This window comes from Legionella stuttgartensis (genome assembly GCF_977063405.2).
Genome location: NZ_CDRUHA020000060.1, coordinates 195,794 through 211,547, shown reverse-complemented (window position 1 = coordinate 211,547; position 15,754 = coordinate 195,794). Strand labels below are relative to the sequence as shown.

The following is a 15,754-nucleotide window of genomic DNA, read 5'->3' as shown; positions in this document are numbered from 1 at the left end:
AAATTGCTAATGTACTGAGCGTAGGTAATCAGCTAACATTTGTACTCTCTCACGTGCGTCATAGTCAATAATAGTTATAAAAATTTATAGAATACAGTTAGGTCAGTTTTTATTAGTTGGTTTTGGTACCATTTTACGCTCGGTACCAAAACTGGCACCAAATACTTCTGACGGGGTTTGGAAATCGTATAAAACCCTTACTGGAATTGGTCGGGACGGAAGGATTTGAACCTTCGACCACTAGCACCCCATTCTTAAAAAATGCCTTTTCAAACAGTATCAATTGATATTAAAAGAATCATTAACTTATTGTATTTTATTAATTTTTATCTATATACTTCAAAAAATATCAAATGATTTCATGTGAGAACCTCACGAAAGTACACCTAATTTTTTAAGTGGTGCCATGATGGAAAGACAATTTACAGACGCCTATATTCGATCGCTAAAACCAAGATCTGCTCGTTATGAATAATTCAGAGATGGCAGTTTTGATATTCGAATCACACCCAAAGGGCTAAAAACATTTCTATACCGTTATAAAATCAACGGCCAAAGGCATTTCATCACCATAGGCCACTACCCTGCTATGAGTTTATCCGAAGCCAACAAACGTTTTATTGATTTAAGCGACATTCGCCATAGAGAAGTGAACCCCAAGGGGCATATTGAAGAGCAAAAACAGAAAGACCAAAGCACAGTAAAAAATCTGGTACTCCATTGGTATACCAACCACATTGAAAAACACCGCGCCCAACCTCTGGGCAACATATCAAAGTAGATATCATTCCCCTATTGGGCAATAAGAAACTGGAGCACTTAAAAACTCGTGAGATAACTCAAGCCTTGGATGAAATGCTCAGAGAATCTCTGTCTGAGCCGCATATTTGTCATCAATTCATTGATCTCATCACCTAATAAACTCTGGGGTACGTTGTAGCCCGTATTAGCGAAGCGTAATACGGGATCGAAATAGCAATCAAGACCATAGTGAACTTACAAAATCATCAACTCGGATTCCATTTGACGAATTTTTTGATAATCATTGAAAATAGCCTGGCGATCGCCAGCTAGTGCGACTATTCCCAAGTTTGTAAGGTAATCTATAGTTTGAGGCACAACATCGCCATTTTTAAACCAAATATATTTTTTAAAGAAGGTCGGTAAGGTGGCAAGGTCTGCAAAAGCTTCCATATTGGTTAAGGTTCCTGCTGCTGAGGACTTCAAAAAAACAGGTACAACCGTTTTTTTGAATACGTATTCTTTGGTAGCAACGTTACCATCAACATAAATCTCAACCAATTTGTCTGCCTGGCTACTGCCAGTGGCTTCACGGGCAAAGCCAACAACGGGGCCGCCACACATTCTGGCACCTGTTTCTATCAGGCGAGGGCCATGCTCTGTGAGGATAATTTCAGTATGAGCAGCTCCCCAGCGAATGCCCAAAGCATCAAGTGCATCTTTTGTGTAAGCGAATAAATCCCCATGTGCTTCTTCATCAAAGGCTATAAATTCGACGTGATCGTATACGGTTTTACGGCCATTAAAAGAAGTCTTATTGTATTTAATTAAATGGGTCAGATAGTGGGAACCATTTGCACTTACAGTACCCACGGCATATTCTGTACCTATGGCTTCTTCCTGGACGACTACTGTGTCATTCATTTTTCCGGTAAGTTTCGATGGTTCGGTCAATACCTGATGAAAGGCCTTTTGCCAATCTCCTTTGGTGGATATATGGAAGACCTTGTCACTGCCCGCTGAGATTGGCGGCTTGATGATAAACGATGAGTCAGTAAGGCTATTGGTTTTAAACCAGGCCTCCACTTCTTTCTCAGATGCAGTATTTAGTGTTTTCAAAGCCGGTATACCTGCATCATGTAATGATTTTTGCATCAGTGCTTTATGTAATCGGTTCATTGCTTTTGCGGGATCATTGGCAAATTGGGGTGTCAACGTCGCTGCCAAAGATTCTGCAAGGGGGACGCCTTCTTCATCGCCAGGAATAATAGCAAGAGGATCATAATCCTTAAGTCGTTCTGCAAGATTGGGTTGGATGGGAATAATTTCGTTAAAGTCCGCATGTTGAATGTTGGTACCAAAGCCTGCCCATTCCAGGGAGTGAAGTGTTATGGCTATTACTGGTATTCCGCGTGCTTTAAATGCAGGAGCTAATTCTATTCCTGAAGATATAGGGTTCACTATAATAACAGGTCTGTTCATTGGTTATACTCCTTGCTGTCCAGGGAAGTGATTGATTGAATGTATGAGTCAGGTCTGACTAATATGGCCTGATTTTTATAGTGAGTTGCATGTGTCCATAAATCATCCGTACAGGGTTCCAGATAAATCTGAATGACTTGAACCGTATCTTGAGCTGGGGGCATACATTCACAATGACCAAAGAGGAGCAGAGTATATTTCGTATAATCCAAAAGTGAATAAAGCCGGGTTTTCTTGTTGCCGTGAAACAGATCCATATCAAAGAGACGCGTACCCTCAAGTCCTTCATCCCCATAACGAATTCCCATTCCAGTAATATTCCCGGCACGCTTTTCAACAATCTTTACATAATCCTGGGCATGGGTTCCTGTAGGGGAATATTTGGTGGAGCGGACGAGCTCGCCTGAACTGGTGATAACACTTTGTGCCACAGGTCGGCGTTCTTTTGTATAGCTTTGTAGCAGTTCTTCCGGAGCGTTGCAACGCATGACTCTGTGCAGTTTCCACATCAGGTTAAAGGCATCACCAAGTCCGGTGTTAAGGCCTTGACCGCCATTTACCGAATGGATATGGCAGGCATCTCCTGCAAGAAAAACGCGATCGTGAATGAAGAATTCTTCCGCTACTGACTCCTTAACGGAAAATTGGGAAAACCAGGTAATCTGTTTAAAGCTTAAAGTATACGGTTGCAGTGCCCGATTAATTTTGCCCAGCGCGTCTTCGAGGGTAAATTCTTTGATGTCCATACGAACATAAAAGCGGTCAATGTCACCTTCTCTGGGAATCCAGGCTACATCGGAGGATTCCGCCTGAAAGACGATGATTTCAGGAACCTTTGCAAAGTCGGTATCGATAATCCCATCTATAACTGCCCATACAATTTGTGGCCGGATGATTTCAAAAGGGATGTGAAAGTGATCGCGGACAAACGATCGGGAACCATCAGCACCAATTAAATAACGTGATTGAATTTGCGTGCCATCGTCCAAAGTGGTGAGACAACCTTCTTCATTAAGTTCTATATGCGCCACAGCAGTACAGCGTTTCACTGCAGCTCCCATCGTTTTTAGTTGCTCATCCAACAGCTTTTCAATATACGATTGACCAAGCATGAGAAAATGGGGATGCAGACAGCCTTCCAGTGCCTCCCACCATGAAGACTGACGGGAAACAAATTGCCCATCAGCCCAGACCGAACTGGTGTTGCAGGTTTTTCCTAAAGGATAGAGATCGACAAATAAATCAGCCACTTCAAGTAGTTGTAAACTGCGTGCGTTGAATGCATCTGCTCTGCCTGTTTCCAATGGGGCTTCGGTCTTGTCTACAATAAGAGTTCGTAAACCGCAAAGCTGCCCCAGATAAGCACACATGAGGCCAACAGGGCCCGCGCCCACAATAACTATGTCTGTAACATTTACGTTCATTGGTAGGATTCCAGTCCGGGATTATCAAAAGGAGGGTTACTTAAAACATGCACCCGTTGAATATGGCGAGGGGATTTGGAGGTGAATCCTTCTCTGCCGTGCAAGAGTGAAAAATTATCGGCAATGACAACATCACTCGTTTGCCATTTGTGAGCGTAGAAGGTATCAGGAGCATAGAGCGCTTTTTGTAAACTGGCATGAAAATGCACTGACTCTTCATCACTGATGCCGGAAAATTCAAGGTCGGGAGGATTAAGAAAATGACCTTTCTCTTGAGAGGGTGGTTCATTGTAACGAATGACCTGTATGTCTTTTCGCGGGTGCCTGGTGATAATAGGCGATACTGTTTTACTATTGTAAAATTCCATTTTTCTTTGATAGATGCCTGTTACTTTATTCCATAGATTTTTGGTCTCAGCAGCGGCTTGTTTTAAGGCCAGAACAGTGTTTGAAAACGTAGTTCTTCCTCCTTGCCCAGTAATAGGGGCTTTAACGCAATGGAATATTTGATATTCCGGAACCTGGGGGCGATACATACCGTCCCAATGCAGAGGAACATAGTTATTATCAAAAATATGGTCTTCGGGGTGTTCCTGTTCTATGAGTTCCAATACTTTCCCAAAAGGCCAAATACTGATTTCACCCCAGCGCTCACAATAATCGGCAAAGCCATCAGCGTTTTGAAAAGTTGCAAAGCCTCTTAATAACAAGAGTTGCTCTTGCCAAAATAACTGACGTAACTCCTCTATATCCAGATCATTGATATGAGTAGTATGGCTTACAGGTTCGATGAGCACACCAAATGGTTTCATGCGGTTTATTTTATAGATCATGTTACACCTCAGCTAATTGGGATTGAATTAATTTTGTGTTTGTAGCCTGTAAATATTATCCTAGTAAACTGTAATGGCTTTGCCGTCCGTCTTTGCTGTGAATCAAACGAGCCCCCAAAGCCTCTGCTTCAGAGCGTTTGAGAAGGATGTATCCCTTTTTGCTTTCAACAGCGACACCATGCCATGGCGTCCTCCAGCTTTCATTTCCTACCAGACGAATCCCCAGTTTTTTGGCACCGCAGATTTGTGGATGTATCGATAATCGCACCGCGTCAGGGACATGCTTTTCAATTAAATGGCTCCAGGCATTACTTCTTCTAATCACTTCACAAGCCTTATGACGAGACTCTTTTTGAATAGCAGTGCGGCTTTTGGTTTGGTTCTGGTGCATAGCATCCTCAAACAAAAAACGGGTGATGCCGCGATACATGCGAATGGCTTCCTGTTCATCAGCACTTGCCAAAAGTTTTGTGCCGTTGCGAATTTTCTGCTTTAGATTCTGCAGAATTTCCATAATGCTTCATGAGCTCTTCGCGCATTTGGACAAAATTCAACCCTTGGTAAAAATCGTCAAGATTAAAGATGCTCACGTCTGTCAGGGCCAGTTCTGCTATCAGTTTATCCAACTCATGTTGGTAGGCACTCACGTGTTCTTCTACCATGCCCACCACATCACTGAATACTCGTCCATCGGAGCAAAGAATGATTTTAATGCCAGGAATGTATATTTTTTTGATACGCTGACACAGGTTGCCGAGAAAACGCAGGGAAAGGCGTTCAGCCAGATCGGGTAGGTGCCCCAGTACCTTTTCAGGGTTAGGCGACTTGCCAGGAAAAGCCGGTAATACAAAAGTAACCGGTTTATTCTGAGTCACGGCAGAAATTATTTTGGGTAAGTGGTGAGCGCTGCAATCAGAGCATCTCAAATCGCGGCATGAAGTTATAGCTTCAGGAACACGGCGGAAAATCATGACTTCAGCCAATATCCTTTTTGCCATTTCAATCACAAAATCACTGCTTATATCATTATCTGGGGACATCAAATTGTATGTTGGATTGTTCACTTTTTTGCACCTTTATCTTGGACTAATTGCATCACTTGATAAAATATTACCCAGTCCAAAGAAATAAATAAAATGACTTATTTTTATTGATGTGATAAGTTTTATTTATGTCTTATGTTATTGAAAGCTCTAATGTCTTTATTATTGACTGATATCAAATACTTCATTACGGTGAGTGAAACCCTGAACATGACCCGGGCTTCTGAAATTGTGGGTATCTCACAACCTGCCTTTAGTTATGCGGTCAAGCGTTTGGAAGACAGGTTAGGTGGGCAACTGCTTATCCGCCTTAAAAATGGCATTCAACTAACTAAATTAGGTGAAGAGTTTAAAAAGCGTGCTCATAGACTGATGTATGAATGGGAGCATGCGCAGAACCTGGCTCATCCTGAATCAGGCATGGTGCAGGGTAGCTATACCATTGCCGTCCACCCCTCTGTTGCCTTGTACACACTTGAGTATTTTTTACCAAAGTTACAGCATGATTTTCCCAAACTTGATTTTAATTTCATTCATGGTCTTTCAAGAGAGATGATGGAAAAAGTGATCAGTTGGGAGGCTGATTTTGGCATTATTGTGAATCCCATAGAGTATCCTGATCTGGTGATTACCAAGCTATGTACCGATGAAGTTACTGTTTTTTATACTGATACAGCACAAGATAAACTGATTTATGATAAAAACCTTGCTCAGTCGCAGTACATACTGAAAAACATGAACAGCACAATCCATTTTAGCGGAGTGCTCAGTTCCTCCAATCTGGAAGTTGCAGCCAAATTAACGGCGATAGGCCTGGGGTATGGCATTTTACCTTCCAGGGTTGCCTTGCAATACCCGAATCTTAAAAAACTGGAAGGCGCACCTGTATTCAGAGATGATATTTGCCTGGTGTATCGACCTGAAAAACACAGTAACCCCGTCAGTAAAAGTATTATTCAGGCGATTAAGATAATTAGCCCGTATTAGGCGTTAGCCGGGTATAGGTATTTCAAACCACCTATTCCCGTTTTTCAAAAGTATCATGCTTAAAATCTTAGAAGAAACTACTCTTTATTATTAACAAAGAGGCTGTTTTGATGAACAAACTCCCACTCCGCACCGAGAAGACTCAACTTACTGATTTAAAAGGAGAATTGATGGTCGGGACGGAAGGATTTGAACCTTCGACCACTAGCACCCCATTCTTAAAAAGACCGTTTTCAAACGGTATCATTTGATATCAAAAAGTATCATTAACTCATTGTATTTTATTAATTTTTATCATCTGATATACTTCAAAAAATATCAAATGATTTCATGTGAGAACTCACGAAAGTACACCTAGAAGTACACCTAATTTTTAAGTGGTGCAATGATGGAAAGAAACTTTACAGACGCATATATTCGATCCCTAAAACCAAGATCTGCTCGTTATGAAGAATTCAGAGACGGAGGCTTTGGCATCCGTGTCACCCCCAAAGGGTTAAAAACTTGGTTATACCGTTATAAAATTAACGGCCAAAGACATTTCCTTACTATAGGCCACTACCCAGCTATGAGCTTATCGGAAGCCAAGAAACGTTTTATCGATTTAAGCGATATGCGTCATGGCGAAGTTAATCCCAAAGAGCACATTGAAGAACAAAAACAGAAAGACCAAAGCACAGTAAAAAAACTGATACTCAACTGGTACACCAACTACATCGAAAAACACCGCGCCCAGCCTCTGCAAGTCTGGCAGCACATCAAGGGAGATATTATTCCCTTATTAGGTAATAAAAAACTCGAACACTTAAAAACGAGGGAAATAACTCAAGCTCTCGATAAAATCGTTGGTCGCGGTTCACCCGTACATGCCAATAAAGTACTGAGCACACTAAAGCAAGCCTTCAACTATGCTGTAAGCCGAGGAGAAATGCTGCTAAACCCTGCAATGACCATACGAGCCAGAGACATAGGCGGTATAGAAAAACCCAGAGAACGCTATTTAACCCTCGATGAAGTAAAAACCCTATGGCAATTCCTAGACAGTGAAGAACATGGCACTTCTTTCCAGATCAGAGCAGCCCTGAAAATCATCCTGCTAACAGGAGTTAAAACAGGAGAAATCCGAGTAGCCAAATGGTCAGAATTCGACTTTGAAAACTCCTTATGGACTATCCCTGCCGAAAATACCAAAACTAACATAGTCATGAGAATCCACCTCACAGAAATGACTAAAAAGGTATTGAGAGAACTCAAAGCCCACAGCAATTCAGAATACGTCATTACAGGCGCAGACGACCAAAGTATATTATCTGACCGAGCTATGCCAAGAGCGGTAATCAGAATACAATCACGTGTAGGCATCCCTCACTGGACAGCACATGATTTAAGACGAACCTTTGCAACTCAGCTTGGTGAAGCGTTACATGTTGATCCAGTGGTGATTGAAAAATGTTTAGGGCATAAGATGCCAAAGATCATGGCTACTTATAATAAGAATGAAATGCTGCCTCAAAGAAAGGAAGCCCTTATTCGGTGGGAAGAACGTATTAAGCAACTTATAGAATCAGACTCCCCCAAATTAGCTGTATATTGCAAAGATGCATTAAACAAAGCAGAAATTACGATTGGATAAAAATTTATGATAAAAAATCTAATTACACAACAAGCAGGAAAAACACTCGAGTTTAAAAGAGATTTATCATCACCAAAATCACTACTTAAATCTATCGTTGCTTTTGCAAATACAGCTGGCGGTCACCTGATTATTGGGGGCAATGATGATAGACAAATAACAGGTGTTGAGCATCCATTAGACGAAGAGGAACGTCTATGTAATCTGATTGCTGATTCTATCTCACCACGCCTTATACCTAGTATTGAATTGGTAACACTAAATAATAAAACACTGCTGGTAATTGAAGTATTTGTCAGCAATACAGGACCTCATTGGATCAATTCAGAGGGATCAACACAAGGTATTTATGTCCGACTAGGTTCCACAAATCGTCAAGCAGATCAAGAGCTTATCACAGAATTACACCGTCGCTCAGAAGGAGTAAATTTTGATGAAATGCCCATGCCTGAGCTTTCTGTCGATGATGTTGATATAACGAAAGCTCAAGAACTATTTTCAGATATTAAATCGCTGAATGAAAAAAACCTCCTGACTTTAAAGCTCATCACTTCTCATCAAGGAAAATTAGTTCCAACAAAAGGCGCGATATTGTTATTTGGAAAAGAACGCAATACATATTTTCCTGATGCCTGGGTACAATGTGGCCGTTTCATTGGTAAAGACAAATCCCGTATTTTCGATCATGTTGATATCTATGACTATCTTCCCAATGCAGTTGAGAGCATCATGATGTTTTTGAAAAAGCACGCTTTACGTGGCGCTGATTTTTCAGCAGTACAAAGAAAAGATATTTGGAGTATCCCTCTTCTTATGTTGCGCGAAGCTGTTATCAATGCACTTGTTCATACTGACTACTCTCAACGTGGTGCGCCAATTCGAATTTCCTTTTTTGACGACCGTATAGAAATAGAACACCCTGGAATTCTTTTGCCAGGACTAACAATTGAAGATATGCGACAGGGTATATCAAAAATTAGAAATCATGTCATTGCCAGAGTTTTTCGTGAACTTAATTTAATTGAACAATGGGGAAGTGGCGTAAGTCGTATCTACTCCGAAGCTATAGAACAAAAATTACAAGAACCCGAAATTATAGAAATTGGGATGCGAATACGCTTTATAATATACCTTGCACAAGCTATACCAATTGACACTATTTTCGATAAAAGGGATGAACAATTAGAGTCACGGCTAGAGTCACGGCTAGAGTCAAAACTTGCGGCTAGAGTCATTTTGATATTACAAAATGAAGAAATTGGCAAATTACAAATTGCTCGTGCCTTAGGTCATGAAACCGTTTCTGGTGAACTAAATAAGCAAATTAAACAACTTATAACACTTGGAATGATAGAAATGACTATTCCAGACATACCCAACAGCCGATTGCAAAAATATCGCTTAACTACAAAAGGATTAGATTTAATAAATGAATCCCAACATTAAATATTTATTCAGTTGGTGACATTTTGTCACCAACTGAATTTAACAGTTATGATCAATGTTAGATTAAGGGTAGAGGTATATTGCCACCTCCATTTTAATAAGGTAATTAGAAAAAGGGATGGCAAATATTGCTTATAACATCCTGAGCAGATGTTTCCAAAATGGAAATAACTGAAAAATGAGCAACTGTTTCCATTTTGTAAATGGTTCAAAATCAAACATACTAATAACTTTTCATACACAGCAATCAAAAAATACATAGGTTCCAAAATGGAACATATGCTCTTTTATATACAAGTTTTAATTATTTTAAATGAATGTAAACTAAGTTTACAGAAACCATTGTGACGCCTATTATTACTATGTGCAATGTAATCAAGGAAAAAACCATGGAAACTAAAATAGAACCTAACGTCCTATATGAGGGACTTGGTTTTCCTATCGAATTAGGGAACGTAGAAATGGTTCGGTTCAATGATGAATGGCTTCCAAAAATTGATGTCCAATACATTGCCAATGAAATTATTAAAAAATTGGCCATTCAAGAAGAGAGATTAACTGGCAATCAAGTTAAATTCATTCGCTCCTATTTTTCCATGACCCTTCGAGAATTTGGCAAAACAGTGGTTCATGAATCGCACACCGCTGTCAGTAAATGGGAAAAATGCGGAGATGAGATAACTAACATGAATGAAAATACCGAACAAGTGTTACGGATTTACATTATAGAACAGACACAGACCAAGACCCAAGCTGAACAAAAGAATTTCTATTCAAATTTTAAAAGAAGCAGATTATTTGTGAATGCCAAACGCAAAAAGCCCAGGCCGATTCGATTAAATCTTTACGTATAACTTCTAATTTATTTACAATTTATCTTCCATCTCAAAATCAGACATAATCTTACCATTTATTTAAATTTGGTTAGACTTTGTCTGATTTTGATTAAATTGAACAGTGACAATTTGTCACAATTTGAAAATAACTTCATATATATTCAATCAATAACAGGTAGAAAAAACCTTTGACAAACACTCCGATTTAAATAAACATCATCAATAGATGACCATTAAACTAAACTTTCACCACAATTGTTTTTAACTCCCCAAATCAATGAGCCTAAATCCGCCCAAAACAAGGCCGACCTTAACCCGACACATCATCCCGGCACAAACCCGACATAGCAAGATACAGTACTGGCATGGTGAAAAAACCTGTCGAATCTAAAAACCCGACAAAGTGAAACTCTCCAGGCCGATCCACCTCATAACTCCAGATATTTTATTTTGTGTGTTTTATGCGCGCGAGGAAAATTAATTTTTAAAAATTTTGAACAAAAATGAACTGGCTTCAAGTGCAAAAACCTCTAAGTAAAAAAAAATATAAGGTTCATTGAATATCATTTACTATCAAGCTCACTTCACCTATTGACACTCTTATCCAATTTCCTAGAATGAATCAAGTTTAATGCATCTTGGTTATCTAAATGTCATCGATTGATAGCGTTTGATATCAATTGAAATTAAAATACAGGGTTAAAACAGGAGTAAAAATGGATTTCTTATTCGTCACCACATATGAACTGGACGCACTCAGCGAAATCCCACTCATGCAAAGAGTTGTCTACCTCATGGGCATCCGTCCCTACATGGACAGAAAAACATTCATGGTCGGCATTAAACGAAAAATAAGCTACCAGTCACTGAGAGAAACACTTTATGTCGCCCCCATCAAGGGCGTAAAAACAGGCTGCCCTAGCCACCAACAAATGAAACGTGTAATTAAATCCCTGGCACGCCAAGGCATCATAGAAATTCGCTCAACAACAAAAAACCTCATTGTGAAATGTCTTTTGGCTAACCCATATGAGCCTGTTGACATTGAAAATGAATCTCAGACTAAAAAAAATCCACCGAACCAAGTAGAACAGAACCATCCAGTACCACCAGAAAACCTAAAATCAATGAAACCCAAAAAAACAGCCTGTATATCAAAATCAGCTTTCAAAGCACAGCCCAACAGCAACCTAAAAGATCTATACCAAAAATTCGAACAATTCTGGCAACTCTACCCCCTACCTAGCTATAAATCCGAAGCCTGGAACCAATTTCAGCAAATTGATCCTGATGAAAGACTTTTTGCACTGATCATGGATGGATTACAAGAACAGCTAGTTAAACCCAAAAAAACCATGCCTCTTTGGCCTTATCCTGCAAGTTGGTTGGGTAAAAAAAGTTGGCTTGAGAGTTCACATAAGTAGTTAAAGCCGCCTAAGTCTATATGCACTCCACAAAATCAATTCTTCCAGAATATATGTTGTTCCCATTCAGCTGGAAATCCCATATCTTGAATACTTACATAATTGGAATTTGGAAAGGAGTGTATCAGCTCCACTAGACGCATTTGCCATGTTGATCGCGGGCAAATTATTTTCATGTAATGCGCCAATATACATAAAACCACATATACTCTCGATGTCATATGAACATTATCAATGAATGAATCGAAAGCAAGCATTGCACCTGGCTTTGCAAGCTTCGGCTGATCAATTAAGTTTCTATTCCATAAACGGCTGTGGTGCGCCGCAACATTTCGGACATAATTTAAAGAACGTAACCAACTCTCCATAATCTGCCAGTCAGGAATGTCATATTTGTTAGCAATGATAGCCTTATCTTTAACTGCCATTCCTTTATAAAATACAGACAAAAGACCAAAGTCCCATAACTCAATAGCAACCCATATCGGCAATGGTAAACCGTACTTTGCCTTGTAGTGCTCTACAAAATCTTCTTTTGAGCGATTTATTAATTGCTCATGTTTAGAAATCCATTCTTGATACTTCGTTTTACCCGTATTTGGATCAATTTTTTTAGTAAAATGACCATGTAATAAATCAGGATTGGTGTAGGCAAACGGGTCTCTTTCACCAAGCAAATAAGCTATGTCCACTCTGAAAGCAACTTCTATTCTCTCAATTGCATCCAATATTAATAGGCGCAGCTTTTTATCAAAGACATACAAATCCACAACATCCTGAAATCGAGAACCTGGCAAAAATTCATCTGAACGCCGAGGTCTTATAGATTTTGTTTGTTGTTCTACTAAAGGGAGTAATTTGCGGCAGGGATACCAATAACCACTTAAACGATAGTAGCCCAATCGACCTAGATACTCCAATGCCACTTTGTCATTGGTTACCCCCAAACCACGAGATTTTAATAACTCAAGTTGCTGTTCAAAGGTAAGATAAGGTTTATTATAATGCGACATTTTTTAGGCTTTATAAAAAAGAAAACCCACTCGTGCATTTTTCAATGTAGAGGAGCAGGCCGTGTTATGTATAGTATAACACTATTTATAATATTTTTGGCAACAAATTAATTTGCAATCACTTTCTGTGCGGACTCTAAAAATCACTTAGCTAAAATGCTGGACTATAATATTTTCATTGGTAAAAAATTGTTAACTGTTTTTAAAGCACCATAATGGGGGCAATTATGAATATATATGTAGTTAATTCCGATCCGAAAAATACTAAATTCAGAAAAGAATTTGATGACGAAAATGAAGCACGAAATTATGCTTCAAAAAAATCTATGCAGCATGTGGATCTGACTTTTTCAATTATTAGAAAGGAACCCAAATTTGATGACGAAGAGGTTCCAGCCATAGCTATATATAAATCAGGAACAGTCGTTGAGTTAGACTAGCAAATAATACCTCTTAGATTTTGATTGGTAATTAGATAGTATTCTGCGTCACTGCAATTTCCCAGCAGTGACGCAGAGAAATAATCAAAAAATTCAAATTTAAAATCAAACAATTAACAAAAAAAATTCAATCCCGCACCACAGGATTGAACAAAATATTCCTCCAAAACCTATTGCCCCCAGATCTCGCCTTTGCTAGATTTTTCATAAGCATAACTGATGAGCCTGTGCAACTCAGGCGAAACCTTCGGGTCTTATGCTAAGCCACTCTCATCCCTTAACCTGTGGCTGGACGTCTAGTCGGGAATCTGTAGTTCTAGGATAGGCTACCATCGGGTAGATAAGTTAATAATCACTTCTTTATTAACCATGGATCAGCGGCAGCTGCTGTTGGATTGCCGTGCGTTTTTGTATTTAAACAATAAGGAGATAAACCACTAAAAAACCGTTGTACCACAATAATCATTAACCTTGATTTGTCCCACCATTTCGAGCCTTGCAGCGCAAGCGGGATATCCTCTTTGAGTGAATCGCTCGATTAACACTAAACCAAAGACAGGGCAAATAAATTGATTGATTGAATAAAATTATGCGCAAACACTCGTTAAGACAAATAGCAAGCCAGTATCTGGATCATGATAATAGCGGTAGCCCTCGTGGCAAAAAATACCGTCGCTTTGTTATTCTTAGGATGATTGAGGATCTCTTTGTTCTTGGCCTTGCGCCATCCAATTGGCCGGGTTTGACTTCCATCCATTTGCAACACCTGATTCAACATTGGCATAAGAAAAAGGTTAAGCCTTCGACTCTTATGAATTATATGACCATCATCCGCAAATTTCTATGTCATGTGGGTCATAATGTTGAGAAGATTGATAATCTCAGCCTTGGTTTGCAAACTAAAAAAATTAAGAAGAAAACTCGAAAAACTTCTGCTGATTTGCTTGATAAGATCAATGATCCCATTGCCAAAATCCTTTTAGGTTTTCAAATTCATTTTGGCTTGACCTTGAGCGAAGCCATGCGCATTTTGCCAGGAGTACATATCCAAGAGCATGAATTACTACTGACACGAGAAATCACTTTTAACAGCAAGGATAGGAAGATTCCTATTCGCTCCGAAGCCCAAATAAAGCTTATACAGGATTTTAATACATTAACCCAAGGAAACGGATGTCTTATTACCACTCATGGTTATAGAGCTATCTGTTTTAGCTGGCAAAAAGCGATGAAGTCCTCAAAGTTACCCAGTAAGAAATGCTGGCGTTATCTTTATGCCCAACAATTAAGTTCACAACTATCATCTCAAATATCCCATTACCGTTTGTCCTTACTCATAATGGATGAAATGGGTCTGAAATCCCGTACCACACTTTGGAGTTATCTCAATGAGCAATAAACTACGCAGTGCACTTTACTCAGTACACCAATTAATTGGACAGATGCAGGGTTATTCCTATGCAAGTAAGGCGGATATGAAACATATGATTAATCGCTGCATGAAAGACCTGCATGAATTGGGTTTTAAAGTTGGTCATTTAAATGGCTTAAAGCCCAAACATATTTATGTTCTTGTTGAGCATTGGAAAAAACAGGGCAAGAGTCCCGCAACTATCAAGAATTATATGTCCAAACTGCGTAAGCTCGCTTATTTTCTTGATAAACCCAAACTAGTAAAAACGGGTAATGACTCCTATCAAATTGATAAACGCACTTATATTCCTACTCAAAATAAAGCCATCCACCATATCGATTTAAACTTATGTACCGATCCGCACATACGCCTTTCACTGGAAGCACAAATGCTTTTTGGCCTACGTAGGGAAGAATCCATGAAATTTATAGTCAGTGAAGCATGGCATGGCGATTGTTTGCATATCAAACCCAGTTGGACAAAAGGCGGTATCGGTCGATTGCTTAAAATTTCCAATAAAGACCAAATGAAATGGCTATCAAAAGTCTGGCAACAGATAAGACGTGGTGAGTCACTAATTCCTACGAAAAGAACCTATAAGCAACATTTAGGTCATTATCAACAACAAGCTAAATTAATGGGAGTCTGTAAATTGCATGGCCTGCGTCATGCTTATGCTCAACGTAGATATTCCGAATTGACTAAAGAATTTGATTCTTTAAAAATTGGATTAGTCTGCCCGATAGCTGGCGGAAAAGCTACTAAAGAACTCAATAGTAACGAGAAGAAAATTGACAAACAGGCACGGCAAATCATTAGTCGGGAACTTGGGCATTCACGTTTAGCCATTACTAAGGTCTACCTTGGATAAAACCATAAGATTATTTACCTCGATGACACTATAAATTGCGGAGGACTACTCATAGTATCTCATCTTTAAATGCTAGATCAAACTGGTTGTTCCAGTATCACCATTGCTCATCAGCCTCAAGCTAATATGCGGATATTAAGGCAATATAAAATTTTTATATTCTATAA

General features: G+C 39.3%; 15 protein-coding genes. 9 read left to right on the top strand and 6 right to left on the bottom strand.

What is annotated here, in order from left to right; translation table 11 throughout:
- The first annotated feature begins 496 nt into the window (after positions 1-496).
- Positions 497-781: an Arm DNA-binding domain-containing protein gene (locus ACWTEW_RS20320; protein WP_454780726.1), complete on the top strand. Its 285-nt coding sequence runs from the start codon at positions 497-499 to the stop codon at positions 779-781.
- Positions 782-996: 215 nt separating this feature from the next.
- Here the strand turns inward: ACWTEW_RS20320 and ACWTEW_RS20315 are convergent, their stop codons facing one another.
- The 5 genes from ACWTEW_RS20315 to ACWTEW_RS20295 are packed head-to-tail and all read right to left on the bottom strand — an operon-like array spanning position 997 to position 5,544.
- Positions 997-2,223, bottom strand: coding sequence for an ATP-grasp domain-containing protein (locus tag ACWTEW_RS20315; protein WP_454780323.1), 1,227 nt, complete (start codon positions 2,221-2,223; stop codon positions 997-999).
- Positions 2,220-3,647 carry an FAD-binding protein gene (locus ACWTEW_RS20310; protein WP_454780322.1) on the bottom strand — a complete coding sequence of 476 codons (1,428 nt, stop codon included), beginning with the start codon at positions 3,645-3,647 and terminating at the stop codon, positions 2,220-2,222. The genes ACWTEW_RS20315 and ACWTEW_RS20310 overlap by 4 nt, the downstream gene beginning before the upstream one ends.
- Positions 3,644-4,480 carry a TauD/TfdA dioxygenase family protein gene (locus ACWTEW_RS20305; RefSeq protein WP_454780321.1) on the bottom strand — a complete coding sequence of 279 codons (837 nt, stop codon included), beginning with the start codon at positions 4,478-4,480 and terminating at the stop codon, positions 3,644-3,646. Before ACWTEW_RS20305 ends, ACWTEW_RS20310 begins: the two co-directional genes overlap by 4 nt.
- 55 nt (positions 4,481-4,535) lie before the next feature.
- On the bottom strand, positions 4,536-4,910 hold the full coding sequence (locus ACWTEW_RS20300) for an L-tyrosine/L-tryptophan isonitrile synthase family protein (protein WP_454780725.1): 375 nt from the start codon (positions 4,908-4,910) through the stop codon (positions 4,536-4,538).
- 19 nt (positions 4,911-4,929) lie between these two features.
- The gene (locus tag ACWTEW_RS20295) at positions 4,930-5,544 is read right to left on the bottom strand and encodes an L-tyrosine/L-tryptophan isonitrile synthase family protein (protein ID WP_454780320.1); all 615 of its coding nucleotides are present in this window, start codon (positions 5,542-5,544) and stop codon (positions 4,930-4,932) included.
- A 132-nt stretch (positions 5,545-5,676) separates the two neighbouring features.
- Here ACWTEW_RS20295 and ACWTEW_RS20290 point away from each other — a divergent pair, with 132 nt between their 5' ends.
- From ACWTEW_RS20290 to ACWTEW_RS20270, 5 genes are all read left to right on the top strand, one after another.
- A complete protein-coding gene (locus tag ACWTEW_RS20290; protein WP_454780319.1) occupies positions 5,677-6,510 on the top strand; it encodes a LysR family transcriptional regulator in 834 nt (277 codons plus the stop codon).
- 385 nt (positions 6,511-6,895) lie between these two features.
- Positions 6,896-8,143, top strand: a complete 1,248-nt coding sequence (locus tag ACWTEW_RS20285; RefSeq protein ID WP_454780318.1) for a tyrosine-type recombinase/integrase — start codon at positions 6,896-6,898, stop codon at positions 8,141-8,143.
- Between the two features lie 6 nt (positions 8,144-8,149).
- Positions 8,150-9,589: an ATP-binding protein gene (locus ACWTEW_RS20280; protein ID WP_454780317.1), complete on the top strand. Its 1,440-nt coding sequence runs from the start codon at positions 8,150-8,152 to the stop codon at positions 9,587-9,589.
- A 389-nt stretch (positions 9,590-9,978) separates the two neighbouring features.
- Positions 9,979-10,443: a hypothetical protein gene (locus tag ACWTEW_RS20275; RefSeq protein WP_454780316.1), complete on the top strand. Its 465-nt coding sequence runs from the start codon at positions 9,979-9,981 to the stop codon at positions 10,441-10,443.
- 698 nt (positions 10,444-11,141) lie between these two features.
- Entirely contained in the window at positions 11,142-11,849 is a 708-nt protein-coding gene (locus ACWTEW_RS20270) for a Vir protein (protein ID WP_454780315.1), read from the top strand.
- Between the two features lie 35 nt (positions 11,850-11,884).
- Here ACWTEW_RS20270 and ACWTEW_RS20265 read toward each other — a convergent pair whose 3' ends face one another.
- Positions 11,885-12,862, bottom strand: coding sequence for an Abi family protein (locus ACWTEW_RS20265; protein WP_265657354.1), 978 nt, complete (start codon positions 12,860-12,862; stop codon positions 11,885-11,887).
- Between the two features lie 227 nt (positions 12,863-13,089).
- On the opposite strand from ACWTEW_RS20265, the gene ACWTEW_RS20260 reads away from it, so the two are divergent.
- The 3 genes from ACWTEW_RS20260 (at position 13,090) to ACWTEW_RS20250 (ending at position 15,587) form a co-directional block, all read left to right on the top strand.
- Positions 13,090-13,302 carry a hypothetical protein gene (locus ACWTEW_RS20260; protein ID WP_454780314.1) on the top strand — a complete coding sequence of 71 codons (213 nt, stop codon included), beginning with the start codon at positions 13,090-13,092 and terminating at the stop codon, positions 13,300-13,302.
- Between the two features lie 589 nt (positions 13,303-13,891).
- A complete protein-coding gene (locus tag ACWTEW_RS20255; protein WP_454780313.1) occupies positions 13,892-14,701 on the top strand; it encodes a phage integrase N-terminal domain-containing protein in 810 nt (269 codons plus the stop codon).
- Positions 14,691-15,587, top strand: a complete 897-nt coding sequence (locus tag ACWTEW_RS20250; protein ID WP_454780312.1) for a phage integrase N-terminal domain-containing protein — start codon at positions 14,691-14,693, stop codon at positions 15,585-15,587. The genes ACWTEW_RS20255 and ACWTEW_RS20250 overlap by 11 nt, the downstream gene beginning before the upstream one ends.
- The last annotated feature ends 167 nt before the right edge of the window (positions 15,588-15,754 follow it).

Bases quoted from the DNA above. Each gene is read 5' to 3' on its own strand.
- ACWTEW_RS20300 (WP_454780725.1), bottom strand. From the start codon at position 4,910: ATGTATCGCGGCATCACCCGTTTTTTGTTTGAGGATGCTATGCACCAG.
- ACWTEW_RS20285 (WP_454780318.1), top strand. From the start codon at position 6,896: ATGATGGAAAGAAACTTTACAGACGCATATATTCGATCCCTAAAACCA.
- ACWTEW_RS20275 (WP_454780316.1), top strand. From the start codon at position 9,979: ATGGAAACTAAAATAGAACCTAACGTCCTATATGAGGGACTTGGTTTT.
- ACWTEW_RS20265 (WP_265657354.1), bottom strand. From the start codon at position 12,862: ATGTCGCATTATAATAAACCTTATCTTACCTTTGAACAGCAACTTGAG.
- ACWTEW_RS20305 (WP_454780321.1), bottom strand. From the start codon at position 4,480: ATGATCTATAAAATAAACCGCATGAAACCATTTGGTGTGCTCATCGAA.
- ACWTEW_RS20310 (WP_454780322.1), bottom strand. From the start codon at position 3,647: ATGAACGTAAATGTTACAGACATAGTTATTGTGGGCGCGGGCCCTGTT.
- ACWTEW_RS20290 (WP_454780319.1), top strand. From the start codon at position 5,677: ATGTCTTTATTATTGACTGATATCAAATACTTCATTACGGTGAGTGAA.
- ACWTEW_RS20280 (WP_454780317.1), top strand. From the start codon at position 8,150: ATGATAAAAAATCTAATTACACAACAAGCAGGAAAAACACTCGAGTTT.
- ACWTEW_RS20255 (WP_454780313.1), top strand. From the start codon at position 13,892: ATGCGCAAACACTCGTTAAGACAAATAGCAAGCCAGTATCTGGATCAT.
- ACWTEW_RS20270 (WP_454780315.1), top strand. From the start codon at position 11,142: ATGGATTTCTTATTCGTCACCACATATGAACTGGACGCACTCAGCGAA.
- ACWTEW_RS20250 (WP_454780312.1), top strand. From the start codon at position 14,691: ATGAGCAATAAACTACGCAGTGCACTTTACTCAGTACACCAATTAATT.
- ACWTEW_RS20260 (WP_454780314.1), top strand. From the start codon at position 13,090: ATGAATATATATGTAGTTAATTCCGATCCGAAAAATACTAAATTCAGA.
- ACWTEW_RS20315 (WP_454780323.1), bottom strand. From the start codon at position 2,223: ATGAACAGACCTGTTATTATAGTGAACCCTATATCTTCAGGAATAGAA.